Below are 14,482 nucleotides of genomic sequence, written 5' to 3'. Positions count from 1 at the left end.
GGCCGAAGGCGGCGCCACGGGGGCCGCGCCGCCCATCGCCGCGACCACGGGCCTGATCAACGAGCTCTACACGTATCTGACGGCGGCGGATGCGGCGCTGCGCAGCGGCAGTCCGGCGCCCAGTTCGGATTCGGTGACGAAGCTGCGCGCCGAAGCCGGGCGGCTGCCCGGACCCTTGCGCGACGTGCTCAATTCGCTGTCCGTGAACGCATCGGGAGAAGTGTCCGATGTGGCAAGGGCGCGCATGGGTGAAACCGTGTCGGCCACCATCGGCGTGTTCTGCGGCCAGTCGGTGGCGGGGCGCTATCCGTTTTCCAGCCGGTCCACGCGGGACGTGGCACCTAACGACATGGCGCGCCTGTTCGCGCCCAACGGCATGATGGATGACTTCTTCCAGAAGAATCTTGCGACCCAGATCGACGTCTCGGGACAGCGGTGGCGCTTCAAGCCCGGCGTCGATGGACGGTCGGGCGGCAACTCCGCCACGCTGGACGCGTTCCAGCGCGCGGGCGTCATCCGGGATGTCTATTTCATGGCAGGCAACCCGATGCCGTCCTATCGCGTCGCCATCCGGCCTGTCGAGATGGACGCAGGCATTACGCAGTTCGTGATGGATGTGGATGGCCAGTCGGTGCGCTACGCGCACGGGCCGCAGGTGGCCACCACGGTGCAATGGCCGGGGCCACGAGGAAGCAATCAGGTGCGCATTGAATTGACGCCGCAAGTGGGCGCGGCAGGCATGACGACGTCGGGCCCGTGGGCGCTGAACCGCATGCTGGACCGCGCGCAGCTGCAACGCGGCCCTTCGCCGGAGATCACCTTGGCCACCTTCGATCTGGGCGGCCGCAAGGTGGTGCTGGAGATTACCGCCAGCAGCGTTAAAAGCCCCTTTCATCTAGCCGAGATGCAGGGCTTTGCCTGCCCCGGCGCGTCGTGACCAGGACAGGACATGGAGCTAGGCTTGGAGTTCGGGCAGGTAGGCTGGTACGGCAAGATCCCGGCCGCAGGCGATTTCGTGCATCGGCGCTTGCCGCGTGAATTGATCGCCTGGTGGGACCGCTGGCTGCAATTCGGGCTGGTCGCGCTCAAGCAGGCGCCTGACGCCGCGGCAGCGCGCAGTTTCGCCTCGGCGCCGATCTGGAATTTCGCGATTCCGGCCGGGCCCGGGGCGGGCGTGGCGCAATTGGGCTGCATTACGCCCAGCCGCGACCGGGTGGGGCGTGGCTATCCCCTCTGCGTGGTCGTGGCATTGCCGCCCGCGCAGTATCACAGCAGCATCCTGGACGGCGCCAGCGACTATTACCGCCAGGTGGGCGCCAGCATGCTGGCCGCGGTACGCCATGGTTGCGCGCCCGAACAGTTCGACCGCAGCCTGCAGCAGGTGCGCATGCCTTCCGCTGCGCCACGCCAGGCCGTCGCGCCAGCGGGCAACGACATCATGGACATCCTGCGTGCCGGGCGCGAGCCGGATTCCGCGCCCGTGGCGCGCCGTGCCCTGGGCGCGTGGCCCGACCTGCCGTTTTGTTTCAATCCCAGTTCGCACACCAGCTATTGGTGGACCAATCAGGCGGACGGCGCGGCGCTGCAGACCTACGTCCATGGCGGCGCATTGAATGCCACCTTGTTCGCCCGATTGTTCTCGTCGCTGCCCACGTGGCGGCCCTGACCCTTTTCGACCCCGGAGGACCGCACATGTCCAGACCTTCTGCAGTGCCGCCGGACACGGAGATGGCCGACATCCTTGCCGCCCGGGGCGAACCGGGTCTGGACGCGCTGATCCGCATGCCGCCCGGCCCGGCACGACAAGCCGCGATCACCCGGATCGTCGCCAGCCTGGCCGTGCCGCTGGCGGCCTTGCACGAGGCCGGTCAGGTGCACGGCGGCATTTGCCCGGCGGCCGTCGTCCATGGCCCGTCGGGAGAGCCCCTTCTGGCGACGCCGCCGGTGGCTCCGACGCCCGACGCGGAAGACGCGCCCCGGCAAGCCGGCTATGCGGCGTTCGAGCAATACACGGATGACCCGGCCTATCCCTGCGGCCCCTGGACCGACGTGCACGGACTGGCGGCGCTGGCCTATTTCCTGGCGACCGGCAGCGCGCCGCCCAACGCGCTGGCACGTCGTGTGCGCGACGATTACGTGCCGCTGGGGGATTGGGGCGGGGACGCCTACGGCAAGGCGTTTTGCGACGCGATCGACAGCGGCCTGGCCATGCCCATGCATGCCCGGCCCGCGACCGTGACGTCGTTTGCCGCGTCGATGGGGGCATTGCCGCCGGCGCAGAGCACGGCCACGCTCATGCCCACGCCTGAGCTTGAGCCTGAGTTTGAGCCCACGCCCGCACCCGCACCCACGCCCACGCCCACGGACGAACCCGCCTTCATCCCTCTCGCGGCGTCGCCGACGGACGGGCGTCCTGCCGATGACGACGCACTGGCGCGTTCAACGGCTGGTGTGTTGACACAGGCGCCGCCGGAAATCCCGGATCGCCGCAGGCGCATGTTGCCGTTGATGCTGGTGGTGCTTGCCCTGCTGCTGGCCGGTGGAGGTTATGCCTGGGTCCGAATGACGACGCCTCCCGTGCAATTGGCCGGTACGCCGCAGACATCGTCCCCGGCTCCCGCACGGGCGCCGGAGGGGCCTCCCAGCGCGCCTCCTGTCGGACCCGAAGCGTCGCCGCAGGCCTTGCCTCAGACAGCGCCTCAGACAGCGCCTCAAACGACGCCTCAATCGACGCCTCCTGTCGCTGCGGCGCCTGCGCCGGCGACCGTCCCACCCGTCGCCGAGCCGATCGCTGAAGCCCGTCGTGAAGCCAGTCCTGAACCCGCTCCCGAATCCGCCTCCGAATCCGCCTCCGAAGCCAGTCCGCCGGGCGCTGGGCCGGCCGCTGCAGCCGGCACCTCCGATTTGCCCCCGCCACCGGTTGCGGAGCCGCCGGCGCCGCCCAAAGCTGCGCCCGTGGTCGTCCGCGTGGCGGTGCGTCCGTGGGGCGAGGTGCTGATCAATGGCCGGTCACGCGGGGTAAGCCCGCCGTTGCGGGAGATTTCGCTGGCGCCGGGCCGTTACCAGGTGACGGTGCGCAACGCGTCGGCGGGAGACCACAGCATGACGCTGACCGTCGCGCCGAACCGGCCCGCCATCATTACGCACGAGTTCAAGTGATCGATTGGAAAGGCGCGCATGGCCCGCCGGATGCAAGCCCCGTCCGGCGCGGCCGACGCCCGCTCAAGGCAGCGTGGACTCGCCCTTGAGCAGGTCGTCCAGGGTTTCCCGCTGGCGCACCACGTAGTACTTGTCGCCATCGACCATGACTTCGGCCGGGCGGACGCGCGCGTTGTAGTTGCTGGCCATGGCCATGGCATAGGCGCCGGCCGATTCCACCGCCAGCACGTCGCCCTGCTGAATCGCCAGGGGGCGTTGCCGGGCCAGCCAGTCGGCGCTTTCGCATACCGGACCGACGATGTCGTAGACGGTAGGCTCGTCCGCGCGTGGCCGCAGGGCCCGCACGCCGTGGAACGCGTCGTACAGCGCCGGGCGCAGCAGGTCGTTCATCGCCGCATCGACGATGGCGAAATTGCGCGCGTCGGCATGTTTCAGGTACTGGACCGTGGTCAGCAGCACGCCAGCGTTACCGACCAGCGAGCGGCCCGGTTCAAGCACCAGGTGCAGATGCCCCTGGCCGCGTGCGTTCAGCCGTTCGAAGACGCGGTCAAGCAGGACCCGGGGCGACGGCGGTGTTTCGTCCGCGTAACGGATGCCCAGGCCGCCGCCCAGATCCAGGTGCGCGATCCGGATGCCTTCCCGGCCAAGCGTGTCGATCAGGTCCAGCAGCTTTTCCAGCGCATCGAAATAGGGGCTGATGTCGGTCAGCTGCGAGCCGATATGGCAATCGACGCCGACGATGTCCAGGCCCGGCAAGGATTGCGCCGTGCGGTAGGCGTCCAGCGCCGCATCGATGGCGATGCCGAACTTGTTTTCTTTCAGGCCGGTGGAGATATAGGGGTGGGTCTGCGCGTCGACGTCGGGGTTGACCCGTAGCGACACCGGCGCCCGCAGGCCCATGTCTTCGGCCACTTCCGACAGCCGGTGCAATTCCGCCACGGATTCGATGTTGAAACACTTTACTTGGGCGACGAGCGCGTCGCGCATCTCCCAGGCCTGCTTTCCCACGCCCGAAAACACGATCCTGGACGGGTCGGCGCCTGCGGCCAACGCGCGCTTGAGTTCGCCGCCGGACACGATGTCGAAGCCGGCGCCCAGCCGCGCGAATTCCTTCAGCACCGCCAGGTTGGAATTGGCCTTCATGCCGTAGCAGACCAGCACCGGGCGCTGCCCGACCGCGCTGCGGTAGGTTTCCCAGGCCGCTTTCAGCGCGGCGCGTGAATAAACGTACAGCGGTGTGCCTAGCCCATGCGCCAGATGGTCCAGCGGCACGTCCTCGGCGTACAGTACGTTATTGCGGTACTGGAAGTAGGGATGGCCGGCCAGGTCTGGCTGCGCGGGATAGGCGGGCGTCATGGGATCGTCGGCGCCGGTGGAATCTGCTGCGTGGGCTGCGTCGGCGTGCGCGATGGCGGCTTGCCGTCAGGCGTCGGCATATACAAAGGCCCCTTGTATCCGCAGGCCGCAACCATGCCGGAGGCCAAGAGCGTGGCTACAATGCGAAGAGCCATGCGGCTGAATGCCAATTGGAACACTGGGAACTCCGTAATTCTTGCAGGCTCGATTATGACCGAAACCGAATTTCTTGCGTTGATCGACCAGGTGCTGGACAGCATCGAAAGCCAGGCCGATGACTGGGCGGCTTCGCTCGACGTTGACGTCGAAGCCAGCCGCAGCGGTAATGTGCTGACGATGGTGTTCGAGGACAATACTCACGTCGTGGTGAACAGCCAGGCCGCCATGCAGGAGCTATGGGTGGCCGCGCGCAGCGGCGGCTTCCACTACCGCTACGACGGCCAGCATTGGAACGATACCCGAGGCGGCCCGCAATTGCCTGACGCCTTGTCCCAAATCTGCTCCGCCGCGGCGGGCGTCCCCGTGACGCTGAAACTGTAAACCCGAACGCCCCGATAAAAAAAGGCCGGCCTATCAAGGCCGGCCATTTTTTTAGAACGGGATCTTCTGCGACCAGGGCGCGGTGTTTTGCGTTCCGACGCCTGGCGCAACCTTGATCTTCGTGTCTTCGTTGCTGCTGCCCAGGCCGTGCAGGAACTCACCCAGCGTGTCGGCTTCCGCCAGCCCCAGGCGGGCCACCGCTTGCCCGGGCGGGAATTCCGAGAAGTAGAACTCGCCGTTCTCGACGATGATGCCGTCGGGCCGGGCGCGCGGCTTTTCTTCCGGCACGCCCTTCAGCACGTCCTGCATGTAGTCGACCCAGATCGGCATGGCGACGCCGCCGCCGGTCTCGCGTGAACCCAGCGACTTGGGCTGGTCGAAGCCCAGCCACGAGGTCGCCACCAGGTTCGGCGTGTAGCCCGAGAACCAGGCGTCCACGGATTCGTTGGTGGTGCCCGTCTTGCCGGCGATGTCGTTGCGCTTGAGCAGGGCCCGGGCGCGTGCCGCGGTGCCGTAGGTAGCCACGCCACGCAGGATGTCGTCCATGATCCAGGCGGTGCGCGGATCGATGGCGCGAGCGGCCGCGTCGCCAGCCACGACGGGCTTGGATTGCATGATGACCTTGCCGTTGCTGTCGGTGACACGGTCGATCAGGTAGGGCGTGACGCGGTAGCCGCCGTTGGCGAACACCGAGAACGCGCCGGCCAGTTGCAGGGGCGTGACCGACCCCGCGCCCAGCGCCAGCGGCAGCACGGCCGGCTGACGGGCCTTGTCGAACCCGAAGCGGGTCAGGTAGTCCTGCGCGTACTGCGGGCCGATGGCTTGCAGGATGCGGATCGACACCATGTTCTTGGACTTGTACAGGCCCTGGCGCAGGGTCAGCATGGGCTCGTACTGGTTACCGTAGTTCTTGGGGTTCCAGGCCTTGGACCCGGTCTGCGCGGCGGTCAGTTCGAACGGCTGGTCGGAAATCTGCGTGGCCGGCGTCAGCCCGCGTTCCAGCGAGGCCGCGTAGATGAAGGGCTTGATGTTCGAACCCGGCTGGCGCCACGCCTGCGTCACGCGGTTGAAGTTGCCGCGATAGAAGTCGAAACCGCCCACCATGGCGCGGATGGCGCCGTCCTGCGGGGCCAGCGCTACGAAGGCCGCCTGCACCGACGGAAGGTTGATGATTTCCCAGTTGTCGCCGAACTTGCGGATGTACACGACGGAACCGCGCTTGATGCGCTGTTCGGGCTTGGCCTTGTCGTTCAGCGCACGGGCCACCACGCCCAGCACCTTCTTGTCGGTGACGGTAATGATTTCGCGCGAGCTGCGCGCCAGCTTCACCTCGGTCGGGCTGGCCGACAGCACCAGCGCGGTCAGCAGGTCGCCGCTGTCGCTGAACTTGTCGAACACGCCGTCCAGGAATTCGTCCAGCGCGGCCGGATTGTTCTCGGTGCCCGGGGGCAGGTCCAACTGCTCTTCGGGGCCGGGGTAGGGTGCGCGGCGCGTGTATTCCAGCACGCCTTCGCGCACGGCGCGGTAGGCCGCTTCCTGGTCTTTGGACTGCACGGTGGTGTAGATGTTGATACCGCGCGAATAGACGTTGTCCTGGTACACGTTGTACAGCAGCTGGCGGGCCAGTTCGGCCACGTACTCGCCGTGGATGGAATAGCCGCCAGCCGGCGTGCCTTCCGCCGATTTCATGACGATCGGCTGCGCCATCGCCTGCTTGTATTCGGGCTCGGTCAGGTAGCCCAGCGATTGCATGCGGCCCAGCACGTAGCGCTGGCGCAATTCGGCGCGGGGGCGGTTCGAAATCGGGTTGAAGCGCGACGGGGCCTTCGGGATGCCGGCCAGCATGGCGGCTTCGGCCGGGGTCACTTCCGACAACGGCTTGCCGAAGTAGGCGCGCGACGCGGCGGCGAAACCGTAGGCGCGGTGACCCAGGTAGATCTGGTTCATGTAGAGCTCGAGGATCTGGTCCTTGGTGAGCTCGGATTCGATTTTGAACGTCAGCAGCAGCTCGTAGAACTTGCGCGAATAGGTCTTTTCCGACGACAGGTAGAAGTTGCGCGCAACCTGCATCGTGATCGTGCTGGCGCCCTGCGTCTTCGACATGTTGATCAGGTTGGTCAGGCCGGCACGCGCCACGCCCATCCAGTCGATCCCGCCGTGCTGGTAGAAGCGGTCGTCTTCGGCCGCCAGCACCGCGGACTTCATGACGTCCGGGATTTCATTGAAGCGCAGCACGTTGCGGCGTTCTTCGCCGAATTCGCCGATCAGGACGCGGTCCGCCGTGTAGACGCGCAGCGGCACCCGTGGGCGATAGTCCGTCATGGCATTCAGGTCCGGCAGGTTTGGCCAGGCCAGCGCCAACGCCATCCCGGCCAGCAGTACGCCGCACAGGAACAGGCCGGCACAGAAGATGCCGGCCTTCACGAAGAATCGCAGTATCGGGGAGCCGCTCTTGGCGGGCTTGTCTTTCTTGGAGGAATTCTGGGGCTTGCTCATCGCGGCGATTTTACGGGACTCTCCGGGCCCGGCTTAGCGCGGGGGATCGGTTTCTGTAACAAGATAGTTCAATGTGGTGCGCGGGCAACTGGCGGCAGATGTGATAATGCCGTCATGAACTTTTCCGCCAACTCATGTCCGGAGGCTGATCCGGACCCAGCGCCCTCCGACGAGGGGCTTGAAAATCTGCCTTGCACCGTCGAGTGCACAGGCAAGACCGTGTCGTTGCCGCACGACCTGCCCGTCTTCCTGGTCGGGATGATGGGAGCGGGCAAAACGACCATCGGCCGGAGCCTGGCGCGTGCGTTGGGACGCGAGTTTATGGATCTGGATCATGAGCTCGAGGCGCGTTGCGGCGTGCGGGTGCCGGTAATCTTTGAAATCGAGGGCGAAACCGGTTTTCGTCGCCGTGAATCCGCCGCCTTGGAAGAGTGTACCCAACGGCGCAACATTATTCTTGCCACCGGCGGCGGCGCGATCCTGGCGGCGGAAAACCGCCAGCGCCTGCACGAACGCGGAATCGTCGTCTACCTGCGGGCCAGCGTGGACGAATTGTTCCGCAGGACCTGCCGCGACCGCAACCGCCCCTTGCTGGCCACCGCCGACCCTCGCGGCACCCTGCGGGACCTCATGACCCTGCGGGAGCCCCTTTACAAGGAAGTCGCCGATCTGGTGGTGGAAACCGGCTCGACGCCCATCCACACCCTGGTCAAGGCGCTGCTGCCGCAATTACAAGCCTTTGAGAAGCGTATATGAACGTTGTTGACGTCGACACCCCGGGCGGAAGCTATCCGATCCATATCGGCCCCGGCCGCATCGATGCCCTGGACCAATGCATTCCCGCCGACGCCACCGCGATCGCGGTCGTCACCAACCCCACCGTGGCGGCGCTGTACGGCGAACGCGCCGAGGCGGCGCTTGCCCGCACCGGCAAGCGGGTGCTGCGCATCGAACTGCCCGACGGCGAGGTCTACAAGGACTGGCAATCGCTGAACCTGATATTCGACGCCCTGCTGACCCATCGCCTGGACCGCCGCTGCGTGCTGGTGGCGCTGGGTGGCGGCGTGATCGGCGACATGACGGGCTTCGCTGCCGCCGTGTACATGCGCGGCGTGCGCTTCCTGCAAGTGCCCACGACCCTGCTGGCCCAGGTGGATTCGTCGGTGGGCGGCAAGACCGCCGTCAACCATCCGCTGGGCAAGAACATGATCGGCGCGTTCTACCAGCCGGTGGCGGTGGAAATCGACACGGATGTGCTGAACACGCTGCCGGCGCGCGAAGTGTCCGCCGGCCTGGCTGAAGTGATCAAGTACGGCCTGATCCTCGACCCGGCCTTCTGGACCTGGTGCGAAGACAACGTGCAGCAGCTGCGCGCCCTGGACCCGCAGGCCATCGCCTACGCCATCCGCCGTTCCTGCGAACTGAAGGCGCAGGTGGTGGGCAAGGACGAACGCGAGTCCGGCCTGCGCGCCATCCTGAACCTGGGCCATACCTTTGGCCATGCCATCGAATCCGGCCTGGGTTATGGCGCGTGGCTGCATGGCGAAGCCGTGGGCTGCGGCATGGTGCAGGCGGCGGAATTGTCGGCGGACGTGGCCGGCTTCGACCGCGCCGACGTCGGCCGCGTGCGCGCGCTGGTGGCGGCCATCGGTTGCCCGGTGGTGGCCCCCGACCTGGGCGCCGACCGCTGGCTGGACCTGATGCAGGTGGACAAGAAGACCGAGGGCGGTTCGATCCGCTACGTGCTCATGCCGCGCATCGGCGAAGCCTTCATGCAGGCTGCCCCGGACGACGCGGTGCGCGCCGTCCTGGCCCGCACCACCCAATAACGGCGACCGGAGACGGTGTTGCAGATGAAAGAACTGGCTTCCTACGCATCCGACCCGTCTCAATCGCGCGGCCGGACCTATGCCGAGCCGCCGCCCGAGAATCGGACGGAATTTCAGCGCGATCGCGACCGCATCGTGCATTCGGGCGCTTTCCGGCGCCTGGAATACAAGACGCAGGTCTTCGTGAACCACGAAGGCGACCTGTTCCGGACCCGCCTGACCCACAGCCTGGAAGTGGCGCAGATTGCGCGCACGCTGGCTCGCAGCCTGGGGCTGTCCGAAGACCTGACCGAAGCTATCTCGCTGGCGCACGACCTTGGCCACACCCCGTTCGGCCACGCCGGCCAGGACGAGCTGAACGCGTGCATGCGAGAACTGGCGCCCGAGGCCGGCGGCTTCGAGCACAATCTGCAAAGCCTGCGCGTGGTCGACGAGCTTGAAGAACGCTATGCGGACTTCAATGGGTTGAATCTCTGCTTTGAAACCCGGGAAGGCATCCTGAAGCACTGCTCGGCCGCGCATGCGCGCCAGCTGGGCGATGTGGGCGAACGCTTCCTGAACCGCACGCAGCCATCGCTGGAAGCGCAACTGGCCAACCTGGCGGACGAGGTGGCCTACAACAACCACGACATCGACGACGGCCTGCGCTCCGGGCTGATCACGCTGGAACAGCTGCAAGAAGTCTCGATCTTCGAACGCCACCACGCCTGCGTGCTGGACCGCTATCCGGGCCTGGCCTCGCGCCGCGCGGTGGCCGAGACCATCCGCCGCATGATCAATACGCTGATCGTGGACCTGACGCAGACGTCGCTGGCGCGCATCCGCGACGCCGCGCCGGCCAGCGTCGACGATGTGCGCCACGCACCGCCGCTAGCGGGGTTTTCCGACGACATCCGCCGCGAGGCCGATGCGCTGAAGAAGTTCCTGTTCGAAAACCTGTACCGGCACTATCGGGTGCTGCGCATGACCACCAAGGCGCGCCGCATCGTGCGCGAACTGTTCGCGGCCTTTCTGGAAGACCCGCGCCTGCTTCCGCCGGATTACCGCCGCCCGGCCTTCAATGACCAGGCCCGTGCCATCTCCGATTACATCGCCGGCATGACCGACCGCTACGCCATCCGCGAACACAAGCGCCTGTTCCAGATGGCGTAGGCCGGGCAGGGCGCGCGTCAGGGCGCCAGATAGCGCTGGGTCAGCAAGACCCAGTACGCCGCGCCCACGGGCAGGCTGTGATCGTTGAAATCGTAGCCCGGGTTGTGGACCATGCAGGCGCCATGCCCACTGTTGAAGCCGTCCGCCGAGCCGTCGCCGTTGCCAACCAGCAGGTAAGAACCGGGCACGTCTTCCAGCATGAAGGCGAAGTCTTCGCTGCCCGTCAGCGGCCGCGTCTGCGGATCCACGTTGTCGGCGCCGACAAGCTCTACCGCCACCCGCCGCGCGAAATCGGTTTCCGCCTGGGTGTTCACCAGCACCGGATAGCCGCGGCCGTAGTCGATCGTTGCCTGCACCTGGTAGCTGGCAGCCTGGTTGTGGACCAGCTCGGTGATGCGCGCCTGCAGCGTATCGCGCACGTCGCGGTCCAGCGCGCGCACGCTGAGCTTCAGCGTGGCGGTCTGCGGGATGACATTGTTGGCGCGGCCGGCGTTGAATGCGCCGACGGTGATCACCGCCATGTGCAGCGGATCGATATTGCGGGCGACGATGCTCTGCAACCCCATCACGATCGCCGCGCCGGCGACGACGGGATCGGCGGCGCGATGCGGCACGGCGCCGTGGCCGCCCACGCCTTCCAGCACGATGGTGACGTTGTCGGACGAGGCCATGGTGGGGCCGTCGCGCAGCAGCAGGCGGCCTTGCGGGTGGCCGGGCATGTTGTGCATGGCGAAGATGGCGTCGCAGGGATACTTCGCGAACAGCCCGTCTTCCATCATGCGCTTGGCGCCGCCCAGGCCTTCCTCCGCAGGCTGGAAGATCAGGTTCAGCGTGCCGTCGAAATCGCCGTGCCGAGCCAGGTGGTGGGCCGCCGCCAGCAGCATCGCCGTGTGACCGTCGTGGCCGCACGCATGCATGACGCCTTCGTTGCCGCTGGCGTGCGGCAGGCCGGTGGCCTCCTGGATGGGCAGCGCGTCCATATCGGCGCGCAGCCCCAGGCGCTTGCCGCCGTTGCCGCGTCGCAATTGCCCCACGACGCCTGTGCCGCCCAAGCCGCGTTCCACGTCATAGCCCCATTGCGTCAGGCATTGCGCCACCAGGTCGCTGGTGCGAAATTCCTGGAAGCCAAGCTCGGGATGGCGATGGATGTCCCGCCGGATCGCGATGAACTCGTCGGCCTGGGCGGTGAGGGTCTGCAGGATCGGATGCATGGCGGGTCGTTCCTTGTTGTTAAGTGCCGCGGTCATGGTTTATCGGTCAGTTCCACGCGGCGCGAGATCTCGCGAAAGCGGCTGGTTTCGGCGCGGTACATCGCTTCCGCGGCGTCCGCGCTCATCGGTTCCGACACCTTGATGTTCTGGAATTCCAGCCCGCGTTTCACGGCGGGGTCCTGCATGGCGTTGTTAAGCGCCGCGTGCAGGCGCAGGACGACGTCTTCGGGGGTGTCGCGCTTTACGAAATAGCCGGTCCACGTGGTGAAGTTAAAGCCCTTTAACTGTTCGCCTTCATTCACCGATGGCACTGCGGTCAGGGAAGGAAGTGGGCTGCGCTGCGGGTCCAGCGTGGCCAGCAGCTTGACGCGGCCCTGTTCGGCCAAGGCCATCTGCTGCTGTGACAGCGGCAGGATGGCCAGATCGACCTGGCCGCCGCCGATGTCCTGCATCAGCGGCGCGCCGCCTTTGTAAGGCACGTGGACCATGGTGACGCCCAGGGTGCGGGCCAGGTGTTCGCCCAGCACGTGGTAAAGGGAGCCGACGCCCACGCTGCCGAAAGTCAGGGGCTGCGACGCCGAGCGCGAGCGCGCCAACGCGGCCAGTTCGTCGGCGCTGTTGGCCGGCAGGTCGCTGCGCGCCACGATCACCAGTGGCGCCAGGCCGATCATCTGCACCAGCCGGAAGTCTTCGCTCTTGAGTTTGACCGCAGGGTTGGCCAGGGGCGACAGGATCAGTTCATTGGGCGACCCCTGGAAGAGGTAGTAGCCGTCGGACTTGGCCGCCAGGACCTTCTGCGCACCCAGCGCGCCGCTGACGCCGCCCAGATTCTCGACCAGCACGGGCTGGCCCAGCGTCTTCGATACCGGGGGCGCCACCAGGCGGGCAATGGCATCGGACGTGCCGCCGGCCGGGTAGGGCACCATCATCATGACGGGCCGGCTGGGATAGTCCGCCGCCTGGGCCCCCTGGGCCAGCAGCGCCGCGCCCAACGCCAAGGCGCGCGCCGCCGGGCGCAGGTAATCGGAAAGCATGCTCACGAGTTTCCCCTTGTGATGTGATTGTGATCCGCATGCTAGGGACAGGCCTCGCTAGTTGTCTAACGAATTGTTATTCTGGAAGCTAGAAAAAAAACTCATACCAAGGCATGAACCTCAAGCAGCTCGAACACTTGTTGGCCGTGGCCGAAGCGGGCTCATTCAGCCGCGCGGCCGATCACCTGCATCTGACGCAATCGGCGCTGAGCCGCAGCGTGCGCCTGCTGGAGGAAGACCTGGGCGGCTTGCTGCTGGACCGCATGGGAAAGCGCACCGAGCTGACCCCGTTGGGCCTGACCGTGGCCGGCCGGGCCCGGCGCATCCTGTTCGAATCCGCTGAACTGCGCCGCAGCGCCGAGCTTCTGACTCACGGGGACCAGGGGACGATCAGCATCGGCCTGGGCTCGGGGCCCGGCGCGATGCTGATGACGCCGCTGCTGACGCATGTCGCGCAGCGCCATCCCCAATTGCACCTGGAGCTTATGCGCGGGCCGCTAGAGGCGCATCTGGCGCTGCTGCGCGAGCGGCGCCTGGATGCGCTGGTGGTGGATACCCGGGGCATCGCTCCCGCGGCGGATCTGCGTATCGAACCTGTCTCGCAGATGCGTGCGGGCTTCATCTGCCGCCGTGCGCATCCTTTGGCCCGCCAAGCGCGGCCGCCTCGTTTCGCCGAGATCGCGGCCTATCCGCTGGCATCCACTTTTCTTGCCGCCGACACCGAGCGGATCCTGATCGAGCATTTCGGCATCGAACCGGATCCGCGTGTGTCGGTGCGCCTGCGTTGCGACGAGATCGGCAGCCTGCTTGAGGCGGTGCGCGTCTCCGACGCGGTGTTTTTGGGGATCGTGGGCGCTGCCCGCGTCGGTATCGCGGCCGGCGAGCTGATGGAACTACCTAGCGATCCGCCACTGCGCAGTCACGCGCTGTTCGCGCTGGTGACCCTGACTGGTCGGACCGAAGCGCCCGCGATGGCGCTGCTGCGCGCGTTCATGGCTCAGCGGCTGCACGATTGATGGCGTGAATGCCGCGTTAGCGATGCTTGCGGTAGGGCTCGTCTTCGGGAACGAACGTGGCTTCCGCGCGCGCGTCGCGCATCCATTCCTGCATGGCCGGCAGCGCCAGCACCGCGTCCATGTAGTCGCGCACGGGGCCGGCGGCCGCGATGCCGTAAGTGGTGAAGCGCGACACGACCGGCGCGAAGAAGGCATCCGCAATGGAGAAGGCGCCGAACAGGAACGGGCCGCCCTGGCCGAACTCGGCCCGTGTATCGTGCCAGATGGCTTGCAGCCGAGAGATGTCCTGCTTGGCGGCTTCGGGCAGGTCGATGCCGGGCAGATGCGCTTCGATGTTCATCGGCATGGCCTGTCGCATCGCGGAAAAACCGCTGTGCATCTGCGCCGCCAGCGAACGGGCGCGGGCACGCGCCTTCGCGTCTTCAGGCCATAGCCGCGCTTCGGGGCGCTGTTCGGCCACGTATTCGCAGATGGCCAGCGAATCCCAGACGGCGAAATCTCCGTCCAGCAGCACCGGCACCAGGCCGGCGGGCGACACCGCGCCCACCTGGCGCGTGAACGCTTCGGTGAAGAATCCCAGCTTTTGCTCAGTGAAGGCAACCCCCGTGGCGCGCAGCGCGATCCACGGACGCAAGGACCACGACGAGTAGTTCTTGTTGGCGATGATCAAGGTGTACATGCCGTATTTC

General features: G+C 66.7%; 14 protein-coding genes. 8 read left to right on the top strand and 6 right to left on the bottom strand.

Features of this window, described 5'->3' with window-relative positions; all coding sequences use genetic code 11:
• The 3 genes from ACE039_RS07670 to ACE039_RS07660 all read left to right on the top strand — a co-directional run.
• On the top strand, window positions 1-937 hold a 937-nt coding region (locus ACE039_RS07670), incomplete at its 5' end, for a type VI secretion IcmF C-terminal domain-containing protein (RefSeq protein ID WP_485822031.1).
• A gap of 12 nt (window positions 938-949) precedes the next feature.
• Window positions 950-1,666 (top strand): type VI secretion system-associated protein TagF, encoded by a 717-nt coding sequence (tagF, locus tag ACE039_RS07665; RefSeq protein WP_485822030.1) that lies wholly within the window; start codon window positions 950-952, stop codon window positions 1,664-1,666.
• A gap of 26 nt (window positions 1,667-1,692) precedes the next feature.
• A complete protein-coding gene (locus ACE039_RS07660; RefSeq protein ID WP_485822029.1) occupies window positions 1,693-3,159 on the top strand; it encodes a serine/threonine-protein kinase in 1,467 nt (488 codons plus the stop codon).
• A gap of 63 nt (window positions 3,160-3,222) precedes the next feature.
• Here ACE039_RS07660 and lysA read toward each other — a convergent pair whose 3' ends face one another.
• Together lysA and lptM are read right to left on the bottom strand one after the other, a co-directional pair.
• Entirely contained in the window at window positions 3,223-4,515 is a 1,293-nt protein-coding gene (gene lysA / locus ACE039_RS07655) for a diaminopimelate decarboxylase (protein ID WP_485822028.1), read from the bottom strand.
• Window positions 4,512-4,670, bottom strand: a complete 159-nt coding sequence (gene lptM / locus ACE039_RS07650) for an LPS translocon maturation chaperone LptM (RefSeq protein WP_448713094.1) — start codon at window positions 4,668-4,670, stop codon at window positions 4,512-4,514. Before lptM ends, lysA begins: the two co-directional genes overlap by 4 nt.
• 55 nt (window positions 4,671-4,725) lie before the next feature.
• On the opposite strand from lptM, the gene cyaY reads away from it, so the two are divergent.
• Window positions 4,726-5,055, top strand: coding sequence for an iron donor protein CyaY (cyaY, locus tag ACE039_RS07645; RefSeq protein WP_105555742.1), 330 nt, complete (start codon window positions 4,726-4,728; stop codon window positions 5,053-5,055).
• 51 nt (window positions 5,056-5,106) lie between these two features.
• On the opposite strand, the gene ACE039_RS07640 is transcribed toward cyaY, so the two are convergent.
• A complete protein-coding gene (locus ACE039_RS07640; RefSeq protein ID WP_105555743.1) occupies window positions 5,107-7,551 on the bottom strand; it encodes a penicillin-binding protein 1A in 2,445 nt (814 codons plus the stop codon).
• Between the two features lie 114 nt (window positions 7,552-7,665).
• Here ACE039_RS07640 and ACE039_RS07635 point away from each other — a divergent pair, with 114 nt between their 5' ends.
• Genes ACE039_RS07635 through ACE039_RS07625 form a run of 3 tightly spaced genes read left to right on the top strand, consistent with a single transcriptional unit; the run spans window position 7,666 to window position 10,532 of the window.
• Window positions 7,666-8,307, top strand: coding sequence for a shikimate kinase (locus tag ACE039_RS07635; protein ID WP_485822027.1), 642 nt, complete (start codon window positions 7,666-7,668; stop codon window positions 8,305-8,307).
• A complete protein-coding gene (gene aroB, locus ACE039_RS07630; RefSeq protein WP_105555745.1) occupies window positions 8,304-9,380 on the top strand; it encodes a 3-dehydroquinate synthase in 1,077 nt (358 codons plus the stop codon). The genes ACE039_RS07635 and aroB overlap by 4 nt, the downstream gene beginning before the upstream one ends.
• A 24-nt stretch (window positions 9,381-9,404) precedes the next feature.
• Window positions 9,405-10,532 (top strand): deoxyguanosinetriphosphate triphosphohydrolase, encoded by a 1,128-nt coding sequence (locus ACE039_RS07625; RefSeq protein ID WP_313457103.1) that lies wholly within the window; start codon window positions 9,405-9,407, stop codon window positions 10,530-10,532.
• A 17-nt stretch (window positions 10,533-10,549) separates the two neighbouring features.
• On the opposite strand, the gene ACE039_RS07620 is transcribed toward ACE039_RS07625, so the two are convergent.
• Complete coding sequence (locus ACE039_RS07620; RefSeq protein ID WP_485822064.1) at window positions 10,550-11,743, bottom strand: M20 aminoacylase family protein; 1,194 nt, start codon at window positions 11,741-11,743, stop codon at window positions 10,550-10,552.
• Window positions 11,744-11,775: 32 nt separating this feature from the next.
• Window positions 11,776-12,777, bottom strand: coding sequence for a tripartite tricarboxylate transporter substrate binding protein (locus ACE039_RS07615; protein WP_485822063.1), 1,002 nt, complete (start codon window positions 12,775-12,777; stop codon window positions 11,776-11,778).
• 113 nt (window positions 12,778-12,890) lie between these two features.
• Here ACE039_RS07615 and ACE039_RS07610 point away from each other — a divergent pair, with 113 nt between their 5' ends.
• Window positions 12,891-13,793, top strand: a complete 903-nt coding sequence (locus tag ACE039_RS07610; RefSeq protein WP_485822026.1) for a LysR family transcriptional regulator — start codon at window positions 12,891-12,893, stop codon at window positions 13,791-13,793.
• Between the two features lie 16 nt (window positions 13,794-13,809).
• Here the strand turns inward: ACE039_RS07610 and ACE039_RS07605 are convergent, their stop codons facing one another.
• Window positions 13,810-14,472 carry a glutathione S-transferase N-terminal domain-containing protein gene (locus ACE039_RS07605; protein WP_485822025.1) on the bottom strand — a complete coding sequence of 221 codons (663 nt, stop codon included), beginning with the start codon at window positions 14,470-14,472 and terminating at the stop codon, window positions 13,810-13,812.
• Window positions 14,473-14,482: the final 10 nt, after the last annotated feature.

Source organism: Achromobacter maghribensis (genome assembly GCF_057334215.1).
The sequence above is the reverse complement of the archived record's forward strand: the minus strand, read 5'-3'. Positions and strand labels throughout refer to the sequence as shown.

Bases quoted from the DNA above. Each gene is read 5' to 3' on its own strand.
- tagF (WP_485822030.1), top strand. From the start codon at position 950: ATGGAGCTAGGCTTGGAGTTCGGGCAGGTAGGCTGGTACGGCAAGATC.
- ACE039_RS07660 (WP_485822029.1), top strand. From the start codon at position 1,693: ATGTCCAGACCTTCTGCAGTGCCGCCGGACACGGAGATGGCCGACATC.
- lysA (WP_485822028.1), bottom strand. From the start codon at position 4,515: ATGACGCCCGCCTATCCCGCGCAGCCAGACCTGGCCGGCCATCCCTAC.
- lptM (WP_448713094.1), bottom strand. From the start codon at position 4,670: ATGGCTCTTCGCATTGTAGCCACGCTCTTGGCCTCCGGCATGGTTGCG.
- cyaY (WP_105555742.1), top strand. From the start codon at position 4,726: ATGACCGAAACCGAATTTCTTGCGTTGATCGACCAGGTGCTGGACAGC.
- ACE039_RS07640 (WP_105555743.1), bottom strand. From the start codon at position 7,551: ATGAGCAAGCCCCAGAATTCCTCCAAGAAAGACAAGCCCGCCAAGAGC.
- ACE039_RS07635 (WP_485822027.1), top strand. From the start codon at position 7,666: ATGAACTTTTCCGCCAACTCATGTCCGGAGGCTGATCCGGACCCAGCG.
- aroB (WP_105555745.1), top strand. From the start codon at position 8,304: ATGAACGTTGTTGACGTCGACACCCCGGGCGGAAGCTATCCGATCCAT.
- ACE039_RS07625 (WP_313457103.1), top strand. From the start codon at position 9,405: ATGAAAGAACTGGCTTCCTACGCATCCGACCCGTCTCAATCGCGCGGC.
- ACE039_RS07620 (WP_485822064.1), bottom strand. From the start codon at position 11,743: ATGCATCCGATCCTGCAGACCCTCACCGCCCAGGCCGACGAGTTCATC.
- ACE039_RS07615 (WP_485822063.1), bottom strand. From the start codon at position 12,777: ATGCTTTCCGATTACCTGCGCCCGGCGGCGCGCGCCTTGGCGTTGGGC.
- ACE039_RS07610 (WP_485822026.1), top strand. From the start codon at position 12,891: ATGAACCTCAAGCAGCTCGAACACTTGTTGGCCGTGGCCGAAGCGGGC.
- ACE039_RS07605 (WP_485822025.1), bottom strand. From the start codon at position 14,472: ATGTACACCTTGATCATCGCCAACAAGAACTACTCGTCGTGGTCCTTG.